The following is a 23,683-nucleotide window of genomic DNA, read 5'->3' as shown; positions in this document are numbered from 1 at the left end:
CTGGAGTTCAGAGGGGCTGACCTTCCGCGATCCGCGCCTCCGGCACAAGCGCCTTTTCGCGCAGGAAATATGCGTTGCGGTCCTCCTCCTGCGCGTTCACGACCGCGCGAATTCTCAGCAAATCCTTGCGAGCGACCAGGCCGACCACGCGATGGCTCGCACGATCGACCACCGGCAGCCGCCCGAGGTCGGAGGCGACCATGAGATCGGCGACCCGCCCCAGCACGTCGTCGGGATGCGCCACCACGACCGAGGTATCCGACACGACGTCGTCGAGCGTCGCCGCCTGATGATCGCCCTCGGTGCGCCAGCGCAGCACGTCGGCGCGGGTCACCATGCCGTTCAGCCGTCCATCGGCGGCGACGACGGGATAGGATTTGTGACGGCGCTGATCCGAGGTGAAGAAAGCAACCGCCGCATCGATGGACATGTCGACCGGCAGCGTGTCGACCTTGGTGACCATGACATCGGCCGTGCGCATCAGCTCGAACGGATCGATCGCGTATTCGCGCGTGATGTGTTGGCCGCGGCGCGCGATCTTCTCGGTCAGGATCGAGCGTTTGAGCAAAAGCACAGTGACGGCGTGCGCCGCGCCGGTCGCCGCCAGCAGCGGCAGCAGCATGTCGATATTGCCGGTCAGCTCGATCGCGAACATCACGCCGGTGAGCGGCGAGCGCATCGTGCCACCCATCATCGCGGCCATGCCGACCAGCGCCCAGAATGATGCGCCACCCGGCAGCGCCAATCCCTCCAACCAGCCGGCCGTGCCGCCCAGGATCAGCAGCGGCGCCAGCACGCCGCCCGAGGTGCCCGAACTGAGCGCGATCACCCAGATCGCGGATTTCACCAGCAGCAACCGGATCGCCTCGTCGCGCACCATGTGGCCGGACAACAGATCGGCAATGACGTCGTAGCCGACGCCGAGCGCGCGGGGATCGATCAGCCCGCCAAGGCCGACGACGAGGCCGCCGAGCATCGGCCACCACATCCAGTGCACCGGCAGATGGTCGAACAGGTCTTCGATCGCGTAGAGCAGCCGCGTCATCAGCCCGGATTGCAGGCCGGCGACGATGCCGACGCCGATCGCAGCCACGAGGCCCCACCAGGGCAGATCCGGCCGCTCCGCGAACGGAAACAGCGGTCCGGTCCCGAACAGCAGCGGGCGCCACGCCGCCGAGATCACCGCCCCCGTCACCACAGGCAGGAAGCTGCGCGGCTTCCATTCGAACAGCAGCAGCTCGACCGCGAGCAGCACCGCCGCGATCGGCGTGCCGAAGATCGCCGTCATGCCGGCGGCCGCGCCCGCGACCAGCAGCGTCTTGCGCTCGGCGGCGGCGAGATGAAAGCACTGGGCGAAGATCGATCCGATCGCGCCGCCCGTCATGATGATCGGTCCCTCGGCGCCGAACGGACCGCCGCTGCCGATCGACACCGCGGAGGACAACGGCTTCAGGATCGCGACCTTCGGCTGCATGCGACTGCCACCGATCAGGATCGCCTCGATCGCCTCGGGAATACCGTGGCCGCGGATCTTCTCCGAGCCGAACCGCGCCATCAACCCGATCACGAGACCGCCCAGCGCCGGCGCCAGCACCATCCAGATCCCCGGATGGGCATTGGCCAGCGAGACATTCTCGGCGCTGACATGGCCGAACCAGACCAGATTGGTCACCAGCGCGATCAGCTTCAGCAGCACCCAGGCGGCCCCGGCACTGATGCTGCCGACCAGCAGCGCCATGCCGATCAGGACCAGCACGCGGCGGTCGGCGGTAAAATCTCCGGGCTTGCCGCGAGGCCGCGGGAGGCCGCCGGTCATGTCGGGGGTCTGGCGCATGGATGTCTCTTGTCGGGAGGATGCTTCGCGCCTGCCAATATATCGTAGAACGATATATATCAAGGAATGGCTGGTATTCACCGAGCCGTAAATCGGGCCGAGATCGTCCCGATGTGGCCATCCTTCGAGGCGCCCGCTTTGCGGGCTCCGCAGGATGAGGTCCGGATATGCGGCGAGATGCTAATTCCTAATGGTGAGGAGCCCGCTGAAAGCGGGCGTCTCGAACCATGCAGGCCCCGCTCTCCTATTTCTGCCGCGCGCGCAGCTCGTCGACCAGCACCCGCACGTTCTCCGAATAATCGATCGGAATCACGACCAAATGCACGCCGCCCTCCTTGAAGGCGGCATCGAGCGTCGGACCGAAGCTGTCGATACTGGCGATGCGGTGGCCCTTGGCGCCATAGGCCTTGGCGTAAAGCGCAAAGTCGGGATTGCCGAAGGTCATGCCGTAATCGGCGAAATGGTCGACAGCCTGTTTCCAGCGGATCATGCCGTAGGCGTTGTCCTCCAGCACCAGCACGACCAGATTGAGCTTGAGGCGGACGGCGGTTTCCATCTCCTGGCTGTTCATCATGAAGCCGCCGTCGCCGGCGACCGCGAGCACGCGGCGATCGGGATAGAGCATCGCGGCCATCATCGCCGACGGCAGGCCGGCCCCCATCGTCGCCAGCGCGTTGTCGAGCAGCAGCGTGTTGGCGACGCGGGTACGGTAGTTGCGCGCGAACCAGATCTTGTACATGCCGTTGTCGAGCGCAACGATGCCGTTCTCGGGGATGACCTGGCGGATGTCGTGCACGATGCGCTGCGGCGTCGGCGGCCAGCGCGTCTCGGTAGCGCGGTCGGCGATGTGGTTGAGGATCTCCTCGCGCAACGGCAGCAGCGCCGCTGCCTGGGGCAGCTTGCCCTCGAGCCGGTCGGCCAGGAGTTCCAGGCTCGGCCCGACGTCGCCAATGACCTCGGCGTCGGGAAAATAGACCAGCTCGACGCTCGCCGACGTGTAGCTGACGTGAATGACCTTCGGGCCCGACGGCCCCATGATGAAGGGCGGCTTCTCGATCGGATCATGGCCGATCGCCACGATCAGATCGGCGGCGTCGATCGCATCATGGACATAGTCGCGCTCTGACAGTGCCGCGGTGCCCATGTAGAGATTGGTGCCGCCGGGCACGGTGCCCTTCCCCATCTGCGTTGTGAAGAAGGGAATGCCGGTCCGCCGCACGAAGCTGGCGATGCCGTGGGTCGAGTGCGGCCGGCTGGTCGCAGCGCCCATCATCACCAGCGGGCGCTTGGCGGCCAGGATCATCTCGGCGGCACGGTCGAGCGCGGCGCGGTGCGCAACGGGGATTTCGATCGGATGAATCGGGATCACCGGGGTAGCAGCCACCTCATCGCCCGCGATGTCCTCGGGCAATTCCAGATGCACCGGACCCGGCCGCTCCTCCATCGCCACGCGGAAGGCATCGCGGACCACGGTCGGAATCGAGGAGGCGCTGACGATCTGCCGCGACAATTTCGTCAGCGGCTTCATGGTTGCAACCACGTCCACGATCTGGAAGCGTGCCTGCCGACTGCTCATGATCGGCTTCTGCCCGGTGATGAGGATCATCGGCATCCCGCCGAGATGCGCATAGGCGGCACCGGTCGACAGGTTGAGCGCGCCCGGGCCAAGCGTGGAGAGACAGACGCCGGGCTTGCCGGTCAACCGGCCGTGGGTCGCTGCCATGAAGGCGGCCGCTTGCTCGTGGCGAGTCAGGACCAGCTCGATCTTCGAGGTGCGCAGCGATTCGACGAGGTCGAGGTTTTCCTCGCCAGGCACACCAAAAATTCGGTCGACGCCTTCGTTCTCGAGCGCCGCGACGAACAGGTCCGATCCTTTGACTTTGCGTTCCTGCTCGCTCATGTCGCCTCTCCAGTGACGATGTCCGCTCCTGCACACCGCAGGAACTCGGCACGCATCGTAACCGCGTGGCGTTCAGGCACAACTCACAATGCAGCTGGCTTGTCAGGGCGCACGAATTTTCTTCGTATCCATCGCTCTCACGGCGCAGCAACGCCTCTTGGCGTTGCTGCGCCCGTGGCACGAGACCATCGTTCAACGATGGCACACCAACGGAAGGTATTGTGGGCGGAGGACCTCACTTCACCTTCAGGCTTAGCTCCGTGCCGCCCTTGAGCGGCAGCGTCATCGACACGAAGCCGTTTTGGGGATCGCGGATGAAGGAGAGATAATCGGGTTCGGCATTGTCGTTCATGACATAGCCGCCGACGAGCAGCTGCGGCGCGACGATCTCAATCACTTCACGGGCGAGCGAGGGACCACCCTCGCCCGGCCAGCCGTCGATCAGGACGAAGTCGACGGGGCCGCCGAGATCGCGCAGCGTCTTGCGGGCATCGCCTTCGCGGATCTCGGCATAGTCGGCCAACCCCGCCTCAGCGAGGTTACGCCTGGCGGCCTCGACCTTGGCTGGCACGATCTCCGAGCCGATCACCTTCCCGCCGCCATTGTCGCGCAAGGCGGCGGCGAAATAGAGCGTCGACATGCCGACCGAGGTCGCGAACTCCGCCACGCGTGTGGCGCGCAGGCCGCGGCACAGCAGGTAGATCAGCTCGCCTTGCTCGGGATGGATCGAAAAGCCCTGCTCGGCATAAGCGTGGGGATCGCGGCTGTTGAAAGAACTGCGCGGTCCGCCGCCGGAGGGCCGCTGCCGCGCACCTTGCAGGCGCGCGATCACGGCGTTGACGCGCGGATCTCGGATCGGACTGTGCGGCTGATCAGTCATGTCCCGCTTTCCTCGTCACTTGCCGAGAATTTCCGCGGCTGCACGCTCCAGGATGCCGGCGATGCGACGCGCCTCGGCGGAGTCGCTGCCGTGCCTGGAACGCAGCGCGCGCTTGAGGTTGTGGCGGGCCCGATGCAGCTCGTCGGAGGCATCGGCATCGAGATCGCTGACGCCGGCAAAGGCCTCGCGCACCTCGTCCATGCGGCGCCCGATCCGTGACAGCGCCTGGAGGATCGCATCAGCGGTCCCACGCTGCTCGGCGAGATAGGCCTCACCCTGCGGCGTGATGCTGTAGAGTTTTCTGCCGCCATCCTGTGCGACGCTGGTGTGGCCGACCTCCTCGAGATAGGTCAGCGCCGGATAGATCACGCCGGGGCTCGGCGTATAAAACCCCTCCGAACGCTCCTCGATGATCTTGATCAGCTCGTAGCCATGCACGGGCTTTTCGGCGAGTAGCGCCAGGATCACGAGCTGGAGGTCCTGCGAGGACAGCCGCCGTGCGCCCGGAAACTCGTCGCCGCCGCGCCCGAAAAAGCCATGCCCGCCGCGGCCGAAGCGATGCCGCCCGCCATGCCGGCCCATGGCGAAGTGGGCGAAGTGCCCAAAGTGAAAGTCTCTGTGGTCTCGGTGTTTACCGAACATATCTTACGTCGCCTTCTCAAAACATATCTTACGATATAGTTTGCGATAATCGAGACGCAAATCACGGATCCGTGATCTTCCGTCGTCCGGAAGCTGCAGCCGCCGGCCGCTACTCGGCAGCCTCGCTATGGGGAACGCCCTGCTCGACCTCGAGCTGGAGAATGTCGTTGAAGCGATTGAAGGCGCCGCACAGCGCGATGCGCCAGGTCAGTTCGACGATCTGCGCTTCCGAGAAGTGCATGCGCAGGCAGCCAAAGATCTCGTCGCGCGTCCTGTTCCAGTTGTTGGTGACGGCGATGGCGTATTCGACGACCAGCTTGTCGCGTTCATCGAGTTCGGGGTGATCCTTGTAGTCGATGAGGCGCGCGGCCCCCTGCTCCGACACACCCTGCACCGCGAGTTTTGGCGCGTGGTGGGAAACGCAGTAATCGCACTTGTTGAGCAGCGACACCGTGACCAGCGCCAGCTCGAGATGGCGCTTCGAGACTATGCCTTCGCTGGCGAGATCGACCAGCAGCGACCACATGTGCTTGAAGATCGGCGCGCGATGCGCCATCACACCGGCCTGGTTCTCGAACGCACCATAGGTCGTCATCTTGTCCCACAGGGGGCGCAGTGCTTCCGGCAGATCGTCCCTGGTCTTGATCGAAACACGCGACATGGCATTCCATCCTCGGTTGGAACATGCATGCTGCCACAAAGGTGCGCCGATGTCCGCTATTGCAATCGCATGACTCCCAAGACCTTTGAGGCCCGTTGCCTGCGCCTGCCCGCTGCTACCAAAGTGGTGCAGTGGGAAGGCACCTCCGTGTTCAAGGTCGGCGGCAAGATGTTCGCGCTGAGCGGCGGCTTTACCGCAAGCTACATGTTCAAGACCGCTGATATGGCCTATGCGATGCTGATCGAGCACGGTGTCGCGCGGCCGGCGCCCTATCTGGCACGGGCCAAATGGGTGCAGTTGGTGAGCAACAACGCGTTGCCCGATGCGGAACTGACGGCCTATCTCGCGCAGGCCCACGCCCTGATCGTGGCAAGGCTCACACGCAAATCGCGGAAGGCGCTGGGCCTGGACTAGAGCTTGGCCTCGCCAAAAATGCGTCCAACCCAGTCGAGGAAGACACGCAGGCGCAGCGTAAGCTGGCGGTTCTGCGGATAGAGCGCCGACAGCGGCGTCGGTGATGGTGGATGGTTCGGCAGCACTTCGACCAGCGCGCCGCTGACGAGATCATCTTCGAAACGATAGCGCGGCGCCTGCGCCAGGCCGAATCCGAGCCGCGCCAGATCCGCCATCGTGTCGGAATTGTTCACCCTGATCCGGCTCGGCAGCACGATCTCGCGCAGGGCACCGCCCACGGAAAACTCGAGCGGCAGCACGTCGCCGGTTCGCGACGAGATGAATCCGACCATCTGGTGGCCGTCGAGCGCATCCGGCGACGCGGGCGTGCCGTGCGCGGCGAGATAGGCGGGGCTCGCCACCGTCACCTCCGCAATCGAGCCGAGACGACGCTGGATCATGCCGCTGTCTTCGGGCTGGCCGGACCGGATGACGCAGTCGACGCCCTCGCGCACGAGATCGACGAGGCGATCGCCCTGCCCGATCTGCAGCTCGATCAACGGATGGCGCGCCAAGAATTCAGGCAGGTTCGGCAGAATGAAGGTGCGCGTCAGCAGCGGATGCGCATCGAACCGCAACAGGCCGCGCGGCTGCGCGTCGCGCATCGCGCTCTCCGCCTCCTCGACCTCCGCCAGGATGGCGACGCAGCGGCGATAATACTCCTCGCCGTCGAGCGTCGGCGTGACATGTCGCGTGGTGCGTTCGAGCAGGCGCACGCCGAGATGCGCCTCGAGGCCGCGCAGGACTTCGCTTGCGGTGGAGCGCGGCAGGCCGAGATCGGCCGCAGCAGCGGTGAAACTTCGCCTTTCCACGAGGCGGACGAACAGGCGCATGGTCTCGAAGCGGTCCATGGCCGATTGTTCAACATAGCCGCCAGGTGATGGCAAGAGCCGCGGGATGATCGCACGCGGAGCGATCGGCCGATCCCGGCACAGGCGGCCCGCGCGAAGCGCCGCCACTCTCCGCAACGTGATGATATGACGATCGTCCTCCTATTGGCGCGCTACTGCACCGCACCTAGCTAAGATGAAAGGTTCTCTCTGATGGAGATTTCCATGGCCAAGCCCAACACCGCATCCACGAAAAACCATCGCTACGAATTCGTACACGACGACGATACCGACTTCGTCTCTTATCAACGGCGCCGCGACGACGGCCTCTGGCAGACCGTTGCGACGTGGATGATTCCGCAGGTGACCTGCATCTAGAATGCGGCGCGCTCGTCCTTGATACTTGCGTCGGAGGCGAACATCGCCTCCGACTTTGACATCAGATCCGGGTCGCGGTTTCGATTAACGCTTATTCGCGCTGCCCGCCTGCGTGTTGCGCAGCAAATTGTCGCGCAGCCGGCTTACGGTCTTCTGCACCACCGGAAATTCGTCGCCCAGGCCCGTCGCATCGACCACGGATTCGCCGAGATCCTGCTCGATCAGCTTCCTTCCGGTCGGGGTCAGGCTGACCCGCACTTGCCGCTCATCCGCGGGATCGCGGTGGCGCTTGATGAAGCCCACCTGCTCCAGCTTTTTCAGGATCGGCGTCAGCGTGTTGGATTCCAGAAACAGTTTTTCGCCGAGCGCGCTGACCGTCAGCTCATCCTCGTCCGATAGCGCCACCATGGCGATGTACTGGGTGTAGGTCAGGCCGACCTTATCCAGCAGCGGCTTGTAGGCACGACCGAAGGCCAGATTGGCCGAATAGACGGCAAAGCACAGGAAATTCGAGAGTTTTCGGCCTTTGTCGGCGGTTTTGGGGGAACGGGCCATTGGAACCTCCGCAATTCGTGATCCGCAATCCATATAAATCGCATCCGATTAAATCGGAAGAGCTTGACCGGCGGACGCGCGAGGTTTATTTCGCATCGTATCCGATTGGATCGGACACGATCAAAATGGAAAGGACGATCGTCATGACCACCGCTGCAAAGGTTCTCTTCACCGGCAAGACCCACGTCACCGCAGGTCATCAGGGCGCTGCGCGCTCGCAGGACGGCCAACTCGACATCAAACTGCCGCAGCCGCACCCCGCTGCCGAGAACCTGTTCGCCGCCGCCTGGTCGGCCTGCTATCTCGGCGCCATCGGCCTCGCCGCCGCCCAGCGTAGGGTCAAGCTGCCGGAAGAGCCCTCGGTCGACACCGCGATCGACCTGAACAACGCAAACGGCGCCTTCTTCCTGCGCGCACGTCTCGACGTCAGCGTCCCCGGCGTAGATCGCGCAGTTTCGCAGGAGTTGATCGAGGCCGCGCACGGCATCTGCCCGTACTCCAAGGCCGTCCACGGCAACATCGAAGTGACCACCACCCTCGTCTGACACACCCCGACGCGGCCCGGCCGAAGAACGGCCGGGCGCGCGGCGCGGATCATCAATCCGGGAGCCGACCATGACCAACTCTTTCCTGCGAACCGTGCGCGTGCTGGCGAGTGCAGCCGTACTCGCGACCAACCTCGTCACGCTGCCGGCCGCGGCGGCCCAGCCGGCCGGCGTTACCCGCACCGACCTGCAGCGTCACGATCTCAGCGCGCCCGGCCGCGAGGCCGTCCAGGTGCGTGTCGATCTCGCCCCGGGCGTCGCGTTTGGCCGGCACAGCCATCCGGGCGAAGAGATCATCTATGTGCTGGCCGGCTCCATCGAATACGACCTCGACGGTAAACCGCCGGTGACGTTGAAGACCGGCGATGTCCTCTTCATCCCTGCCGGAACGATTCATGCCGCGAAGAACGCCGGCGACGTGTCCGCGAGCGAGCTTGCGACCTATATCGTCGAAAAGGACAAGCCGCTGCTGACGATCGCGAAGTGAACACGATTGACCAAGGCGTGATATCTGACTAAAGTCAGATAATGCTCGATCCCGTCTCCCGCGTCCGCCGCTTCAACCGTGCCGTGACTTCCGCCGTCGGCGCGCTCGACAATTCATTCCTCGGGCGCGGCCGGCCGCTGGGCGCGGCGCGCGTGCTCAATGCGATCGGACAGGGACGCTCCGACCTCGGCGAGGCCCGCGACTATCTCGGCCTCGATTCCGGGCTGATGAGCCGGCTGTTGCGCAGCCTGGAAGATGAAGGCCTGATCGAAACACATCCGCACGAGGACGATGCGCGGCGCCGCGTGGCCAGCCTTACCCGCGCCGGCAAGCGCGAATTCGCAGCCTATGAAGCGCTGTCCAACACGCAGGCCGAAGGCTTTCTCGCCCGCAATGGGCAGCGCGAAGCACTGCTCGCGGCGATGGATCTGATTGCGTCTGCGCTGACGCGCGACCGTATCGCGCTTGCCGAGATGGATCCGCGCAGCGACGAGGCGCGCTATTGCCTCAGGGAATATTATGCCGAGCTCGGGCGCCGCTTCAAACAGGGATTTGACGTCTCGCTGTCGCGCGACCCCGATGCCAAGGACATGCGCCGGCCCCGCGGCAGCTTCATCGTCGCCATGTCGGATACGTTACCGATCGGCTGCGTCGGGTTGAAGGGAACCGATCATGGCTATGCCGAGATCAAGCGGCTGTGGGTCGCCTCTTCCGCGCGCGGATTGGGCCTCGGCAAGCGCCTGATGGATGCCGCCGAGGATACCGCGCGCACGCTCGGCATCGCGCTGCTGCGGCTCGACACCAACAGCGCGCTCCCCGAGGCCGGCCAGCTCTACCGCACCACCGGCTGGCGCGAAATCCCGCGCTTCAACGACGACCCGTATCCAGATCTGTTCTTCGAAAAACCCTTGTGAGCGGCACGCCGATTCCCCTGCTCCCGCGTTAGGCCCGGAGCCGCAGGAGCATCGCCATGACGCCAGTCGAACTCGCCGACATCTATCGCGACTACATCGCCTGCCTGAACCGGCAGGATTGGCCTGCACTCGGGCAATTCGTCCATGACGAGGTCACCCACAACGCATGGCCCCTCGGGCTGGCGGGTTATCGCGCCATGCTGGAGCGGGATTTTCGCGAGATCCCGGATCTGCATTTCAACATCAGGCTTCTGATCTCCGAACCACCGCGCATTGCCAGCCGGTTGAAATTCGATTGCAAGCCGGTCGGAAACTTCCTCGGACTTGCCGTCAACGGCAAGCGCGTCTCCTTCTGCGAAAACGTGTTCTACGAATTCGACGACGGAAGGATCCGGCAGGTGTGGTCGCTCGTCGACAAGGCGGCCATCGAGGCGCAGCTCTGAGGCTGCGCCTCGATCCGCTCAGGCCGCCACCGGCGCCGGCGCGGGCTCGCTTTGCGGCTTCGGAAAGGGCCGGAACGTCATCGCCATCAGGAACGCGCCGAGACCCATCGCCCAGGAGCCGATATAGAGCCAGGCGTAGCTGGAAAACGCGTCGTAGATCATGCCGCCGGCGAGCGGGCCCGTTGCCATGCCGAGACTACCGGCCATCGCGGTGCCGCCGATCACGGTGCCCATCATCTTGAGCGGAAAGTTCTCGCGGATGATCACCGCATAGAGCGGCATGGTGCCGGCATAGATGAAGCCGAAGACGGTCGCGACCATGTAGAAAGTCGTAAGCTCATGGGCGAAGACATAGGCGAGCGCGCCGAAGGCTTGCGCGAGCAGGCCGCCGACCAGCACACGCTTGGCGCCCAGGCGATCGCCCATCAGGCCGAATGCGATACGGCCGCCGAGACCAGCCAGTCCCTCGACACTGTAGATCGTCACCGCCGAGATCAGCGGGATGCCGCAACTGACGGCATAGCTGACGGTGTGAATGATCGGACCGGAATGCGTGGCGCAGCAGAAGAAATTGGTCGCGATCAGGATCAGGAATTGCGGCGAACGCAGCGCTTCGCCCACCGTCATCTCGGATTGCGGTCCACCCGGCCCCGCTGCGCCGACCGGCGGATGCGCAAGCGCCGGCGGACGGCGGACCAAAAGCGCGACCGGGATCATGATGACGGCGACCACCAGCGACACGATCTGCATCGCGGTGCGCCAGTCGTGGTTGGACACGAGCCATGCCGCGAGCGGCGCCATCGTCATCGGCGCCACGCCCATGCCGGCCGACACCAGCGAGACCGCAAGGCCGCGATGGGTGTCGAACCAGCCGGTGACGGTCGCCATCATCGGCGCGAAGATCGCGGCGCAGGAAGCGCCGACCAAAAGGCCGAACACGAACTGGAACGCGATCAGCGAGGTCGCGTGGCTCGCGGCGAACAGGCTCAGCGCCAACACGACCGATCCCGTCAGCACCACCGGCAGCGGACCAAACTTATCCGTCAACGAGCCCCAGGCCATGCTCGTGAAGGCCATCGCCAGAAAACCGATCGTCATCGCGCTGGAAATGCCGGTCACCGACCAGCCGGTGTCCTTGGCGATCGGCTGCAGGAACACCGGCAGCGAAAACATGCCGCCGATCGCGACGCAGCCAAGCAGGCCGCCGGCGGCGACGATCACCCAGCGATAAGAGGAAGAAGTCATTTTTGTCTCCCGTCAGGTCTGTCTGGGTGGAAGACGAATGGAAATGGGGAAAGCAGACAGGGCGACCCTACTTTATTTCGCAAGCTATCACGACTGCCGACAGCGCATGGTTCCGCGGCGGATGCCTCTGGTGCGCCCCGCGCACGCTGCCTATGTGCTGGCAGCAGATGTCAGGAAGTCATGCATGCCGAAAATCGACGTCGCCGCCGTTCCGGCCCGCAAGGGCTCCGGTTATCCCGCGCCCTTCGACGCCCCTTGTGCGGAGCGCATCCGCAAGCGGCTCGGCAATGCCGGGGGCCTTTCCGATTTCGGCGTCAATCTGATGCGACTGCCGCCTGGCAACTGGTCGAGCCAGCGGCATTGGCATTCGCATGAGGACGAATTCGTCTATGTGCTCGAAGGCGAAGTGACCCTCGTCGAAGACGAATGCGAAACGGTGCTGCGCGCCGGCGACTGCGCGGCCTTCCCGAAAGGCAGCGGCAACGGCCATCACATGATCAACCGGTCGGACGCGATTGCCGTCTATCTCGAGGTGGGCTCGCGTGCGCCCGAGGACCTCACGACCTGCTCCGACATCGACATGATGAGCGCCAATTCCGATGGACGGTTCGTGCATAAGGACGGCACGCCCTATCCGCACAGGTAAGCCGAGAACTTACAGGAAGTGCCTTTTGCGAAAGCGAGCCACCTGGCGATCCATTCGATCCAGCAGCATCGGATCACGGCGCCCCCCGCGCTTCCTCCACGACGCGCTTGAGGACCGGAAGGGTCACTCGCCAATAGAAAGCGACATGCTTCGCCCCGGACTCCTCGCCGATTTCCCAGCCCGGCCCCTTCCGCACCGATGATGGTGGCACGCTCTGTTCCACCGTCAAGATCGTCTCCGCGCCCTCGTCACCCTGCTTGGACTCGAGCGTCATGGTGACGGTCGAATAGCATTCCGCACGATCCGGCAGACCGGACACGCTGGACCAATAGGTGTATTGCAGCAGCGCGTGCGGCTGGACCTGAACGACCTGCCCTTTGTCCCGATAACGTCTCGGTCCGATGATCGCCTCGATCTCGATCAGGTCGCCGGTCTGCCAACCGGTCCTAAAGTGGGCATTGCGCCATTGGTCCCCGGCATCGCGACCGGTCAGGGCCGCCCACACATCCCGCGGTTCGGCTGCAATGCTGATCGACTGAAGCACCGTATGAAACGACACAGATTGACCTGCCCCTCATCTAGATCCGCGCATCAAATTCCATGAGTATCTGACGCCCTTCCGGCCAGTCGCCGAGATTGCTCCCGCCATTGATGTGGCCCCTCGCGCCGATGTTGACGAGATCGCTGCCCCACTGCCCTGCTCTTGCTTCCACGTATGGCAGCGACGCGTAAGGGTCGTTGCTGCTGGCCACGATCAACGAGGGAAAACGAAGACGCTCTTCCGGTACGGATGCGAACGCGGCGGCCTCGACAGGAAACGCCGGAGACCGCGGATCGGGAACGGCAACCAGAAGCGCTCCCTTCACCGGCGCGGACATCTGTTTTTGCCAATGCGCAACGAGCAGGCAGGCCAGGCTGTGAGCCACGAGCACCGGCGGCCTTGTCGCCGCGCCGACGGCCCGATCCAGGGCCGCGATCCAGTCGACCAGATCAGGTTGCTCCCAATTGGCCGGAGCGAAACGGCGGATCGCAGGATCAGCCAGCTCCCAACGGCTTTGCCAATGGGCTTCGCCGGAGTTGCCAATGCCCGGCAAATGAATGAATTCCGTCACGCCTCACCTCTCGTCTTTCATCACGCTGGCGCGGAGCATGGCGATTTACAAGCGCAAACGGAATTGGCATTCATCGGAAAGCGAAGCGCAATTCCGATAGATTAGAGGTCATGACGCGAAGCCAAGAGTTTCATCCCGTTCTCGATCCGACCGATGTCGCGATCATCGAAACGCTGCAGGACGATGGCCGCATCAGCGTCTCGGAATTGGGCAGAAAGGTCGGCCTGTCCCAGCCGGCCACCTCGGAACGGCTGAAGCGGCTGGAGGAGCGCGGGATCATCAAGGCCTATCGCGCCGTCATCGATCCGGCCGCGGTCGGCCTCCACATGATGGCCATCATCCGGCTGCGGACGACGCATGAGCACATCAAGGCCTGCCTGAAGCAGTTTGCGGAGATGCCTGAGATCATCGAGGTCCTGAGGTTGACCGGCGAGGATTGCTTTCACCTCAAGGTGATGGTGCCCTCGCCGGCGGAGCTCGAGAGTATCGTCGATGCGATTGCCCGATATGGTTCGGTCACGACGGCGATCGTGCTGCGGAGCGAACCGCCGAAGCGTATCGGGCGTGAGCTGATCCAAAAGAGCTAGCGCGGGATTTGACCATTCGATCGCATCACCCCTGCTGCATCCGCCTGGTACGCCTGCGCCAGTCGCCGACGGTGAGCCATACGGCCGAGACCAGGAAGTAGAGCGCACCGACGCCGGCATAGCCCGCGACGTTTGCGATCGACGGCGACATCGGCGTCGTCGCCTGAAAGATGAAGAAGCTGCCGGCGAGCGCCGACTGACCGCCGCTGAGCACCATGGCCCATTGCGCGCCAAAACTTTTCCAGCGCCGGACCGCGGTCCCCAGCTGGAGCAAGCCGGACAGGATCGCCCAGGCGCCGAAGACGCCGAGCACCCCGTTCATGCTCGTTTGCAGGGCCACGATGACCGCGACTGATGTCGCGAGGCTGACCGCAACGTTCAGCGCCTGCGTACGATTTTGCGCGAGCCCGCCGCTGCGCAGAGCGTCCACGAAATTGGCCGCGGCGTCCCACGCCGGATAGAGCACGAGCAACGCGCCGGCGATCGCCGAAGACGACGATGCGACGGCAATCGCGGCAACGACCCAGGCAACGGAGAAGGCCGCGCGGAGGAAGTAATATTGCTTGAGCCATTGCTCGCGATCGTCACGAACGAGATCCGTTTGAAGATGAGCCATTGCTTTCACCCCTTACCTACTAGTTGGTAGTTTTACGCGCAAGACGCTCCGCCCCGATGCCTGCGGGCGCCGCTGTCGTCTCGTCGATGTCCTCAGTGCTTCGTGGAGAGCCGCTCCAGCAGCGGCGCGGTGATCACACCGAACATCCTGGGATCGCCATAGGCACGTGCCGATAGCATCGCGCCATGAATGGTCGCCATGAACCCTTCAGCCTCGACCCGGGCCGGAGAGTTTCAGCTGCCCCTTCCGCTTGCCGCGCTCCATCACCGACGTCAGCCAGGACGCCAGCGAGCGGAAATGCGAGCGGACTTCGAGCGCCACCTCCTCCGGCAGGATCGGGAGCTCGCTGGCCAGCAGCGCGCAGACGCAGAAGGGCGCCGTTGCATCGCCGATGCACGCTTCCCAATACGCCACGTAGCTTTTGAGCTGCTCGCGCGGGTCCGGAACATTGCGCTCGAGCGCCGCCAGCCCTGCTTCGGCCTCCTCGCGATAGCGCGACACCAGGGTGCGGACCAGATCGACCTTGCTGGCGAAATGGTGGTGGATGCTCGGCTTGCGGATGCCGACGATGTCGGCGACGTCGGCATAGCTGAAGCCGTTGTAGCCGCCCGCGATGATCAACGTGCGGGCGCAAGCCAGGATGTCGTCGGCGGTCGAGGAAACATTGGTCATGACCCTTGACTACCTACCAGTTGGTAGATCGTCAAGAACCGGGGTGCTTCACTCCCCCGTGAGTGGTAGGAGCCTCAAATGACCATTCGTCCGATCGTTCGCTACCCCGACCGCCGCCTCGCCATGCCCGCGCGGCCCGTCACCGCCTTCGACGATGGCTTGCGCGAGCTCGCAGCCGATCTGCTGGAGACGATGCGCGCCGCGCCCGGCATCGGCATCACGGCGCCGCATATCGGCGTGCCCTTGCGCATCGTCGTGCTCGAGCTCGACGCCAAGGTGGGCCCGCAGACCTACGTCAATCCCGTGATCGAATGGGCCTCGCCCGAGATGATCCTGCACAAGGAAGGCAGCGTCTCGATGCCCGGCGTCAATGACGAGGTGCAGCGCCACGCCCGGGTGCGGATCGGCTACTGGGATCTCGACGGCAACGCGCAAAGCGAGGAGTCCGAGGCCTTGCGCGCCGTCTGCCATCAGCACGAGATCGACCAGCTCGACGGGATGTTCTGGATCCAGCGGCTGTCGCGGCTCAAGCGCGAGCGGCTGGTGAAGAAATTCGAGAAGATGGCGCGGGGGTGAACGGTTCCGTAGGGCGGATTAGCCAAAGGCGTAATCCGCCATGTTTATGCGCCGCTCCAAGATGGCGGATTACGCTTCGCTAATCCGCCCTACCTAACGTACCGATCCCCGCCAGGATCAGATCGATGCCGGCCAAGAACTGCGCGCGGTCGTCGTGGTCGCGGAGCTGCGTCGCCATCTGCCGCACGAATGGATATTTTGCGGAATCGAGCGCCTCCCACTGCGCCGCGACGGATGCAAGAAAGGCCGATCGATCCGTATCGGGGGCATGAACGCGGGCGTTCGCGGCGTTCTGTCCGGCGACCCCGAGGATGTAGTGCACCAGCGCCGATGCGGAATCGAACTGCGCAGCCTTGGGCACGCCGAGCGCCTGGAGCCGTCCGCCGACGCTCTCGATGATGTCCAGCATCGCCGGCCGCCACGGCTCGCGAAACAGCTGCGCGCCGACCCAGGGGTGGACATCGATCGCGTCGAATACGCCGAGTGCGACCGCACGGATCGCCTCGCGCGGCCTGGTGCCGCCGGGCAGCTCGGACATGACACGCGCGATGACCTCGTCAGTCGCGGCCGCAAGCAGCTCGCCCTTGTCGGCCACGTGCCAATAGATCGCCCCGCTTCCGGTTGCCAGATGCGCCGCGAGCGCGCGGACGGTCAGCGCGCCCTCGCCGCCGCTGTCCAGGATCTCGATTGCGGCCGCGACGATCCGCTCCCGCGTGAGCGCATCGGTGCGCCGCTCAATCCGGTTGGTCTTCTTCGCCATGGTCGCCATCTTGACATGACTGGAACGTCGTTCCAATGCTATGGAACAACGTTCCATTCACATTGGTAAAGAACCCGATGACGCCTCCGGTTACGATTGTCGGTGCAGGCCTCGGCGGCCTCACCCTCGCCCGCGTACTTCACCTGCATGGCATTCCCGTCACCGTCTACGAGGCCGAAGCGTCGGCGATGGCGCGGACGCAAGGCGGCATGCTCGACATCCACGACGACAGCGGACAGCTCGCACTCAAGGCGGCTGGCTTGTTCGAGGAATTCCGCGCGCTCATCCATGAGGGCGGCCAGGCCTCGCGCGTTCTCGACCAGAATGGCAAGGTGTTGCTCGACGAGCCCGACGACGGCACGGGCGGGCGACCTGAGGTGCGTCGTGGCGCGCTGCGGCGCATCCTTCTGGACTCCCTGCCCGCCGAGACGATCCGATGGGACAAGAAGCTTGCGGGCGTGGTTGCACGCGGTGCCGGGCGGCATGAGCTGACATTCGCCGACGGTTTTGGCGTCAGCACCGAACTTCTCGTTGGCGCCGACGGGGCGTGGTCAAAGGTGCGACCGCTGCTGTCGGATGCGACGCCCAAATATGTCGGAACGTCCTTCATCGAGACTTATCTGCACGATGCGGACGCGCGGCATCGTGCGGCGGCCGAGGCTGTCGGCGGCGGTGCGCTGTTCGCGAACGCGCCCGGCAAAGGCATTTTCGCGCACCGCGAGCCGGACAGCGCGCTTCACGCCTATATCGCGCTGAACCGTTCCGCCGAATGGTTTTCCGCGATCGACTTCACCGATGTCCCCACTGCAACGGCACGCATCGCGACCGAATTCGCCGGCTGGGCGCCGGGGCTCACGGCGCTGATCACCGACGCCGACACGCCGCTGGTGCTGCGCATGCTCCACGCGCTACCCAACGACCATCGCTGGGAGCGTGAGGGTGGAGTGACGCTGCTCGGCGATGCCGCGCATTTGATGCCGCCGGCCGGCGACGGCGCAAACCTCGCGATGCTCGATGGCGCCGAGCTTGGCAAGGCCATCGCTGCCTACCCCGACGACATCGAAGCGGCATTAGCGACTTACGAAGCCGCGCTGTTCCCGCGCAGCCGCTCTGCCGCAATCGGCGCGCATGAAATCCTGGAGCTCTGCCTCGGCGAACGCGCGCCGTTCGGCCTGGTGGACTTCTTCACGGGGATGCGACAGGCGTAGGGCGGATGAGCGCAAGCGCAATCCGTCCTACACGCCATCCGAGCGACTACTTCAACGGCAGGAAAACGTCCGCCATGGCCTCATGCTCCGGCACCTCCGGGAACAGGCTCAGCCGCTGGCAGTAGATCGGAAAGTCGCGCGCTTCCTCGCCGCTGGCCGGAAGCCAGTCGCGATAGAGATAGAGCGCGGCGGGCTCCAGATTGTCGGTAAAGCCGACGACGCGCAGCACCGCGCAGCGTCCGCCGGGGATCTCGCCGGCCTTGATCGCTTCGCCGTTCGCGACGATCGGCTGGTCGGTGCCGACGCAGAGGTCGATGTGATATTCGTCCTGCTGCACGGGGCGCCCCTCGGAATGCCAGACATTGAAGGTCGGACTTGTCCTGGGGTGCAGGCCGGCGGCCTTGCGCCACGCGATGAACCGCCGGATCGTGTCACCAAGCGTCTCAGGGTTTCCCCGATGCTCCAAGATCGCGACCCGCGTGGGGGGCACATCGCGGATCGTCACGTCGTCAGTGCTAAAATTCTTCTGCATGAGCTTGCTCCTCGCGTTGTCGAGAGGCCCGAAGGCCGCAAGCCACGGCTCCCAGTCCGGCGATTTCCGGAACGACGACGGCGATTGCCCGAACCGTTGCCGAAAGGCGCGGGCGAAGGCGTCAGGCGCGTCGTAGCCGGCATCCATCGCGATGTCGGTGACATCAAGAGCGTCATTGTAGGCCAGCTGATGCGACGCGCGCTTCATACGGGCGAGCTGGACATAGCGATGAACCGACAACCCGAAGGTCGCCTTGAATTGCCGGTGGAAATGAAACTTCGAGAACGCTGCGACGTCGCTCAACCTGTCCAGGTCCAGATCCGCGTCGAGGTGCTGGTCGATATGATCGAGCACCCGCCGCATCCGGGCCTGATAATTTCGCAATGCCGCCGTCATCGTCCCTCCTCCGTGGCGGCTTGAGTTAGGCGAAGATGGGTGTGATATGCTCGACCGATCTTGCGGTTTGGCAGAAACGTGTAGGATGGGTAGAGCGCAGCGAAACCCATCGCGTTCTTAATGGAGGCGCGATGATGGGTTTCGCTTCGCTCTACCCATCCTACAAGCCCCTACCCGCCCGCCATCAATTCCTTCGCCAGCGCCATATACGCCGGCAGCGTCACCGGATCGTTGGCCGCGTTGCCCGCGACCGGGTGCGAGGCGTAGCGCGCGATCACCATCTCGGCCCTGGGATCGATGTAGATGCCCTGGCCATGGACGCCGCGCGCCATGTAGGCACCATACGCGTTGTGCGTCACCCACCATTGATTGCGGTAGGACGCGCCGGGCAGCGTGGTGTAGCCGGCCGGCTTGAATTTCTCGGGGTCGCCACCGCGCGCGATGTCCTCGACCACCTGCGACGGCACGATCTGGCGCCGGTTGAAGCGGCCGTGATTGCGGATGGTTTCGCCGAAGCGGGCGAGATCGCGCAGTGTCGTCGAGAGACCACCGCCGCCGCTCTCGGTGCCGATGCGGTCGACGTGATAGTGCGCGTCCTCCTCCGCGCCCATCGGCTGCCAGATCCGTTCGGAGAGCAGATCTGAAAGCGTCATGCCGCTGGCGCGCCTGATGACCCAGGCCAGCACGTCGGAATTGACGGTCTTGTAGGAAAACGCCTTGCCGTGCTCGCCCTGCTTTTTCTGCGCGACGAGGAAGTCGAAGATGTTAGTCGCGCCGTCATAGTCCGGCGGGATCGGCGCCATGCCGTTGGCGCGCCGCAGGTCCCACACGGCGGAATTCCTGTCGTTGTAGACTTCGGTGTATGCGAGACCCGTGGTCATATCCATGGCCTCATGCACGCGCGCGTCGCCGAACGCGCTCGCCTTCAGCTCCGGCACATAGTCGGTGACCGGCGCCTGCGGATCGATCTTGCCCTCCGCGATCAGGATGCCGGCCAGCACACCAGTGAACGATTTCGTCACCGACATCGCGATATGCGGCTTGTGCGGCTTCAACGCGCCGAAATAGCGCTCATAGATCAGTCTGCCCCGATGCAGCACGGCGATGCCGTCTGCATACGTCTCCTCCAGCATTGTCGCGAAGGTCATCGGCCGCCCGTCCAGCGTGGTCGAAGCGACCGCGCCGATGTCCTGCTCCGCGCGCGGCAGCGGCGACGCAGGCCCCGCGCCGCGCCAGACATTCACCGTCGGCACCAGCTGGCGAATGTTGCTCCAGGCCCAACGGAGCTCGGGGAAATTGCGGAATGAGCCGTCCTGGAAAGTGATGAGGCGATCAGGAGACGGCGGGAAGCCGCGCATCCAGCCGAGGGTTTCTGGGTCGGACTCGACGGCAGTGGGATTGGTGGGCGGGACGGACATCAACGCGGGCTCCGGAGATGCGATGATGATGTCGTAGCACGGGAGCGCGTGGTGGACATCCGACGCAAGCGCTGGGCACCTACGCGGCGAATAGGTTCGTTAGCACTATGGGGCCAACCCAGCCTTTGCTCGCGCAACGATGCTGTCCCAATTCACCTGTTCGCTGGTGGCCAGATCAATCTTGAAATAGCTGTCGTGGTGGCCGAGATACGCCGGAAGCCCCTTATGCCCGTGGGCACGCCACGCTTGGGCGAACCATTGCTCCAGAAGCTCTGAAGCCACTTCCCCCGGTTCAATCGCCTCGTATTTCTCGTCATCATAAATTTTGGAGGGAACGACGACTGTCCGGCCCTTCAGAAACCAGTGCCCTTCCCGATCAACAGGTTCGCCATCGGCATCCATCGCCCATAGTGCCACAAAAAATTCGTCGCTGAACTGTGACGCGTCGTATTCAATCAGGAGGAATCTCGCCTCTTCATCCCATGACAATGCTGCGATCATCGCCATTTCTTTATTCAGTCGAGGCGTGATCTTCTCAAAGTGGCGCCGGACCCGTTCAACGAATTCCTTCTTGTTTTCGTCCTCACTCATGTCCCCCGCCCTCCTATCGACATTGCATTACTTGCCAGAGCTCGCAGGACGGGCGGAGCAAAGCGATACCCATCAATCCGACCACGATGGGTTTCGCTGCGCTCCACCCATCCTACGAGTTGCATTAAATCGGCGTCCGACGTCACAAGCATCGTAACGCTCACCATCGGTGCACTGCCAGTGTATTCCTATTGCTTGAAGCAATTTTCGCGATGCCACTTCAGAAAGTGTGGGTGTGGGCGATCTGATATGCGCTGGGGCGCACTCGCACGACCTGTCTTGTTAATCATCGATCGCACGCCGTCGAGATCGTTGGTATGACGCGAGATCAGAATCTCGAGATCGTCAGCGAGACTGATGAGGCCGCGATCAAACATCCAATGCGCTGTGCCTGAAAGAGCGATGCCATTGCTGATGACGTCCGGCCCGTTGGCTTCAACAGGTCTTATGTGAGCAGCGGCGACTTCCGCGCGCCCCATTCCATTGATGAGCTTCAAACCGGTAACAGCGCAGCGCTCATCGTAAGCGCGAAGCACGATGCGGCGAAAAACGCGATCGCGCAGAACTCTCGACACAGTTAGGTTGACGCGGTCGCGCTGCTGTTCGAATTGGAACGGCGCCTGCGTCTCATTGAGATCGAGCGGTCGGATATCGTCATCACGCCGCGGCAGCAGCGGAGCATTCTCAGCAAGACCGAGTTCGCAAATTCTATTGAAATCGTCGGGTGAGATCGCACGGACCGCCGACTGAGCGCGCCCCGAAATTCGTCCCTGCTCATTCAAGACACCGCGCTCCACGGGACCATCGGGCCCGTTGAAGGAAACCGGATTGGCAAAATCGAGATAACTTCCGGCCTCAATCAGAGCTAGATACATGCCCGCAGTCCCGGGGTCGGGAATAACCTGCTGAACCCGAGCAATCGCAAAATAGCCGCGCGTCTCGGCGACCTTGCTCGGTTCGTAATAGATGATCCAGTCGCCGATGCAGGCTTCAACGCGACGCAAGTACTGACTGGGAAACTGGTATCGTTCAGCAGGGCTGTCATCGTAGATCGAGTCCGATCGATGGATGAATACCCCAAATCCCATGATCTAGGCGAAGCCGCCTGTGTTGAGCGTCAGGGATCGATTCGGCACACTCCTACTCCCACTCAATCGTCCCAGGCGGCTTGCTCGTCACGTCGTACACCACCCGATTCACGCCCTTCACCTCGTTGATGATGCGCGTGGCGGTCTCGCCCAGGAACTTCATGTCGAACTGGTAGAAGTCCGCGGTCATGCCGTCGGTTGAGGTGACGGCGCGGAGGCCCACGACATAATCGTAGGTGCGGCCGTCGCCCATGACGCCCACCGTCTTCACCGGGAGCAGCACCGCAAAAGCCTGCCAGATGTCGTCGTAGAGGCCGTGCTTGCGGATCTGGTCGATGTAGACGGCATCGGCCTTGCGCAGGATGTCGAGCTTGTCCTTCGTGATGTCGCCGGGGCAGCGGATGGCGAGGCCCGGGCCCGGGAACGGGTGACGGCCGACGAAGATTTCGGGGAGGCCCAGCTCGTAGCCGAGCTTGCGCACCTCGTCCTTGAACAGCTCGCGCAGGGGCTCGACGAGCTTCATGTTCATGCGCTCAGGCAGACCGCCGACATTGTGGTGCGACTTGATCGTCACCGAGGGGCCGCCGGTGAAGGAGACGCTCTCGATCACATCGGGATAGAGCGTGCCCTGCGCCAGGAAGTCGGCGCCGCCGAGCTTCTTGGCTTCCTGCTCGAACACCTCGATGAAGAGCCGGCCGATGGTCTTGCGCTTCTTCTCGGGATCGGTGACGCCTTCGAGCTCGCCCAAAAACTGCTTCGACGCATCCACGTGCACGAGCGGGATGTTGTAGTGGTGGCGGAACAGGTCGACGACAGTCTTGGCCTCATCAAGGCGCAGCATGCCGTGATCGACGAACACGCAGGTGAGCTGGTCGCCAATGGCTTCATGAATCAGCACGGCCGCGACGGCTGAATCGACGCCGCCGGAGAGGCCGCAGATCACCTTACCCTTGCCGACCTGGGCGCGGATCTTTGCGATCTCTTCCTCGCGGAAGGCGCGCATGGTCCAGTCGCCGGTGAGGCCGGCGATCTTGCGCACGAAGTTGCGGATCAGCTTTGCGCCGTCGGGCGTGTGCACCACTTCGGGGTGGAACATCAGGCCGTAGTACTTGCGCTTCTCGTCCTGGATGATCGCGAAGGGCGCGTTCGGCGAGATGCCGGCAACGCTGAAGCCCGGCGGCATCTTGGTGATGCGATCGCCATGGCTCATCCAAACCTGGTTCTTGCTGCCCGATGACCAGACGTCCTCGAACAGCTGGCTGTCGGCTTTCACCTCGACATCGGCGCGGCCGAATTCACGGTGATGGCCGCCCTCGACCTCGCCGCCGAGCTGGGCCGCCATGGTCATCTGGCCGTAGCAGATGCCCATCACGGGCACGCCGGAGGCGAAGATCAGCTGCGGGGCGCGGGGGGAGCCTGCCTCATGCACCGACTCCGGGCCCCCGGAGAGAATCACCGCTTTCGGCTTCATCTCCTTGAAGGCTTCTTCGGCCTTGTTGAACGGGACGATCTCGCAATAAACGCCGTCCTCGCGCACGCGACGCGCAATCAGCTGCGTCACCTGGCTGCCGAAGTCGACGATGAGAATCTTGTCGTGCGCCGAGGCCACGGAGGGCGCCGACGCGGAGCGGTCGTTCTGTGCTGCTGTCATGGCCAGCAGATACGCGACCACGCCCCTGCCCGCAACCACGCGGGCCGCGCGCCCACATTCTTC

The 23,683-nt window shown here is 63.9% G+C and carries 27 protein-coding genes and 1 pseudogene; 10 read left to right on the top strand and 18 right to left on the bottom strand.

Translation table 11 applies throughout. From position 1 onward, the window contains the following. Positions 1–7 precede the first annotated feature (7 nt). From NLM31_RS19570 to NLM31_RS19550, 5 genes are all read right to left on the bottom strand, one after another. Positions 8–1,834: a chloride channel protein gene (locus tag NLM31_RS19570; protein WP_254193311.1), complete on the bottom strand. Its 1,827-nt coding sequence runs from the start codon at positions 1,832–1,834 to the stop codon at positions 8–10. Positions 1,835–2,078: 244 nt separating this feature from the next. After that, positions 2,079–3,734 carry an acetolactate synthase large subunit gene (locus NLM31_RS19565; RefSeq protein WP_254130928.1) on the bottom strand — a complete coding sequence of 552 codons (1,656 nt, stop codon included), beginning with the start codon at positions 3,732–3,734 and terminating at the stop codon, positions 2,079–2,081. A 235-nt stretch (positions 3,735–3,969) separates the two neighbouring features. Then, complete coding sequence (locus NLM31_RS19560) at positions 3,970–4,614, bottom strand: O-methyltransferase (RefSeq protein WP_254193310.1); 645 nt, start codon at positions 4,612–4,614, stop codon at positions 3,970–3,972. 15 nt (positions 4,615–4,629) lie between these two features. After that, the gene (locus NLM31_RS19555; RefSeq protein WP_254193309.1) at positions 4,630–5,256 is read right to left on the bottom strand and encodes a PadR family transcriptional regulator; all 627 of its coding nucleotides are present in this window, start codon (positions 5,254–5,256) and stop codon (positions 4,630–4,632) included. A gap of 109 nt (positions 5,257–5,365) precedes the next feature. Continuing rightward, positions 5,366–5,917 (bottom strand): carboxymuconolactone decarboxylase family protein, encoded by a 552-nt coding sequence (locus NLM31_RS19550; RefSeq protein WP_254193308.1) that lies wholly within the window; start codon positions 5,915–5,917, stop codon positions 5,366–5,368. Positions 5,918–5,986: 69 nt separating this feature from the next. Here NLM31_RS19550 and NLM31_RS19545 point away from each other — a divergent pair, with 69 nt between their 5' ends. Continuing rightward, entirely contained in the window at positions 5,987–6,331 is a 345-nt protein-coding gene (locus NLM31_RS19545; RefSeq protein ID WP_254135385.1) for an MmcQ/YjbR family DNA-binding protein, read from the top strand. Here NLM31_RS19545 and NLM31_RS19540 read toward each other — a convergent pair. Then, positions 6,328–7,221, bottom strand: a complete 894-nt coding sequence (locus tag NLM31_RS19540) for a LysR family transcriptional regulator (protein WP_254193307.1) — start codon at positions 7,219–7,221, stop codon at positions 6,328–6,330. The genes NLM31_RS19545 and NLM31_RS19540 overlap by 4 nt on opposite strands. Before the next feature lie 204 nt (positions 7,222–7,425). Between NLM31_RS19540 and NLM31_RS19535 the strand changes: the two genes are divergently transcribed. Continuing rightward, entirely contained in the window at positions 7,426–7,578 is a 153-nt protein-coding gene (locus tag NLM31_RS19535; RefSeq protein ID WP_254193306.1) for a hypothetical protein, read from the top strand. A gap of 84 nt (positions 7,579–7,662) precedes the next feature. Here NLM31_RS19535 and NLM31_RS19530 read toward each other — a convergent pair whose 3' ends face one another. After that, a complete protein-coding gene (locus NLM31_RS19530) occupies positions 7,663–8,133 on the bottom strand; it encodes a MarR family winged helix-turn-helix transcriptional regulator (RefSeq protein WP_254130922.1) in 471 nt (156 codons plus the stop codon). A gap of 143 nt (positions 8,134–8,276) precedes the next feature. Between NLM31_RS19530 and NLM31_RS19525 the strand changes: the two genes are divergently transcribed. The 4 genes from NLM31_RS19525 (at position 8,277) to NLM31_RS19510 (ending at position 10,522) form a co-directional block, all read left to right on the top strand. After that, complete coding sequence (locus tag NLM31_RS19525) at positions 8,277–8,678, top strand: Ohr family peroxiredoxin (protein ID WP_254130921.1); 402 nt, start codon at positions 8,277–8,279, stop codon at positions 8,676–8,678. A 70-nt stretch (positions 8,679–8,748) separates the two neighbouring features. Beyond that, a complete protein-coding gene (locus NLM31_RS19520; RefSeq protein WP_254130920.1) occupies positions 8,749–9,165 on the top strand; it encodes a cupin domain-containing protein in 417 nt (138 codons plus the stop codon). Positions 9,166–9,206: 41 nt separating this feature from the next. Continuing rightward, positions 9,207–10,079: a helix-turn-helix domain-containing GNAT family N-acetyltransferase gene (locus tag NLM31_RS19515; RefSeq protein ID WP_254130919.1), complete on the top strand. Its 873-nt coding sequence runs from the start codon at positions 9,207–9,209 to the stop codon at positions 10,077–10,079. A gap of 56 nt (positions 10,080–10,135) precedes the next feature. Next, positions 10,136–10,522, top strand: coding sequence for an ester cyclase (locus tag NLM31_RS19510; protein WP_254130918.1), 387 nt, complete (start codon positions 10,136–10,138; stop codon positions 10,520–10,522). An 18-nt stretch (positions 10,523–10,540) separates the two neighbouring features. Here NLM31_RS19510 and NLM31_RS19505 read toward each other — a convergent pair whose 3' ends face one another. Further along, positions 10,541–11,767 (bottom strand): MFS transporter, encoded by a 1,227-nt coding sequence (locus NLM31_RS19505; RefSeq protein WP_254130917.1) that lies wholly within the window; start codon positions 11,765–11,767, stop codon positions 10,541–10,543. Between the two features lie 184 nt (positions 11,768–11,951). Between NLM31_RS19505 and NLM31_RS19500 the strand changes: the two genes are divergently transcribed. Continuing rightward, the gene (locus NLM31_RS19500; RefSeq protein ID WP_254130916.1) at positions 11,952–12,413 is read left to right on the top strand and encodes a cupin domain-containing protein; all 462 of its coding nucleotides are present in this window, start codon (positions 11,952–11,954) and stop codon (positions 12,411–12,413) included. Positions 12,414–12,486: 73 nt separating this feature from the next. On the opposite strand, the gene NLM31_RS19495 is transcribed toward NLM31_RS19500, so the two are convergent. Both NLM31_RS19495 and NLM31_RS19490 read right to left on the bottom strand, forming a co-directional pair. Next, a complete protein-coding gene (locus NLM31_RS19495) occupies positions 12,487–12,957 on the bottom strand; it encodes an SRPBCC domain-containing protein (RefSeq protein WP_254193305.1) in 471 nt (156 codons plus the stop codon). Positions 12,958–12,991: 34 nt separating this feature from the next. After that, positions 12,992–13,525 carry an alpha/beta fold hydrolase gene (locus tag NLM31_RS19490; RefSeq protein WP_254130914.1) on the bottom strand — a complete coding sequence of 178 codons (534 nt, stop codon included), beginning with the start codon at positions 13,523–13,525 and terminating at the stop codon, positions 12,992–12,994. A 110-nt stretch (positions 13,526–13,635) separates the two neighbouring features. Between NLM31_RS19490 and NLM31_RS19485 the strand changes: the two genes are divergently transcribed. Further along, the gene (locus NLM31_RS19485; RefSeq protein ID WP_254130913.1) at positions 13,636–14,112 is read left to right on the top strand and encodes an Lrp/AsnC family transcriptional regulator; all 477 of its coding nucleotides are present in this window, start codon (positions 13,636–13,638) and stop codon (positions 14,110–14,112) included. 25 nt (positions 14,113–14,137) lie between these two features. Here the strand turns inward: NLM31_RS19485 and NLM31_RS19480 are convergent, their stop codons facing one another. Further along, complete coding sequence (locus NLM31_RS19480) at positions 14,138–14,728, bottom strand: DUF308 domain-containing protein (protein ID WP_254130912.1); 591 nt, start codon at positions 14,726–14,728, stop codon at positions 14,138–14,140. Positions 14,729–14,820: 92 nt separating this feature from the next. Next, a pseudogene (locus tag NLM31_RS19475) lies at positions 14,821–15,400 on the bottom strand (TetR/AcrR family transcriptional regulator). 78 nt (positions 15,401–15,478) lie between these two features. On the opposite strand from NLM31_RS19475, the gene NLM31_RS19470 reads away from it, so the two are divergent. Then, positions 15,479–15,976: a peptide deformylase gene (locus NLM31_RS19470; protein WP_254130910.1), complete on the top strand. Its 498-nt coding sequence runs from the start codon at positions 15,479–15,481 to the stop codon at positions 15,974–15,976. A gap of 79 nt (positions 15,977–16,055) precedes the next feature. On the opposite strand, the gene NLM31_RS19465 is transcribed toward NLM31_RS19470, so the two are convergent. After that, positions 16,056–16,736, bottom strand: coding sequence for a TetR/AcrR family transcriptional regulator (locus NLM31_RS19465; RefSeq protein WP_254130909.1), 681 nt, complete (start codon positions 16,734–16,736; stop codon positions 16,056–16,058). A gap of 77 nt (positions 16,737–16,813) precedes the next feature. On the opposite strand from NLM31_RS19465, the gene NLM31_RS19460 reads away from it, so the two are divergent. Further along, a complete protein-coding gene (locus NLM31_RS19460; RefSeq protein WP_254130908.1) occupies positions 16,814–17,944 on the top strand; it encodes an NAD(P)/FAD-dependent oxidoreductase in 1,131 nt (376 codons plus the stop codon). Positions 17,945–17,990: 46 nt separating this feature from the next. Here the strand turns inward: NLM31_RS19460 and NLM31_RS19455 are convergent, their stop codons facing one another. The 5 genes from NLM31_RS19455 to guaA all read right to left on the bottom strand — a co-directional run bounded on the left by NLM31_RS19455 (position 17,991) and on the right by guaA (position 23,620). Continuing rightward, complete coding sequence (locus tag NLM31_RS19455) at positions 17,991–18,872, bottom strand: GyrI-like domain-containing protein (protein WP_254193304.1); 882 nt, start codon at positions 18,870–18,872, stop codon at positions 17,991–17,993. Between the two features lie 170 nt (positions 18,873–19,042). After that, positions 19,043–20,290 (bottom strand): serine hydrolase, encoded by a 1,248-nt coding sequence (locus tag NLM31_RS19450; RefSeq protein ID WP_254193303.1) that lies wholly within the window; start codon positions 20,288–20,290, stop codon positions 19,043–19,045. A gap of 105 nt (positions 20,291–20,395) precedes the next feature. Next, positions 20,396–20,881, bottom strand: a complete 486-nt coding sequence (locus NLM31_RS19445) for a hypothetical protein (protein WP_254193302.1) — start codon at positions 20,879–20,881, stop codon at positions 20,396–20,398. 188 nt (positions 20,882–21,069) lie between these two features. Next, positions 21,070–21,969, bottom strand: a complete 900-nt coding sequence (locus NLM31_RS19440) for an HNH endonuclease (protein ID WP_254193301.1) — start codon at positions 21,967–21,969, stop codon at positions 21,070–21,072. Between the two features lie 52 nt (positions 21,970–22,021). Next, the gene (gene guaA, locus NLM31_RS19435; protein WP_254196230.1) at positions 22,022–23,620 is read right to left on the bottom strand and encodes a glutamine-hydrolyzing GMP synthase; all 1,599 of its coding nucleotides are present in this window, start codon (positions 23,618–23,620) and stop codon (positions 22,022–22,024) included. Positions 23,621–23,683: the final 63 nt, after the last annotated feature.

Source organism: Bradyrhizobium sp. CCGUVB4N, from assembly GCF_024199945.1.
Classification (GTDB): Bacteria; Pseudomonadota; Alphaproteobacteria; order Rhizobiales; family Xanthobacteraceae; genus Bradyrhizobium.
This window is presented reverse-complemented; position numbering and strand designations above follow the sequence as displayed.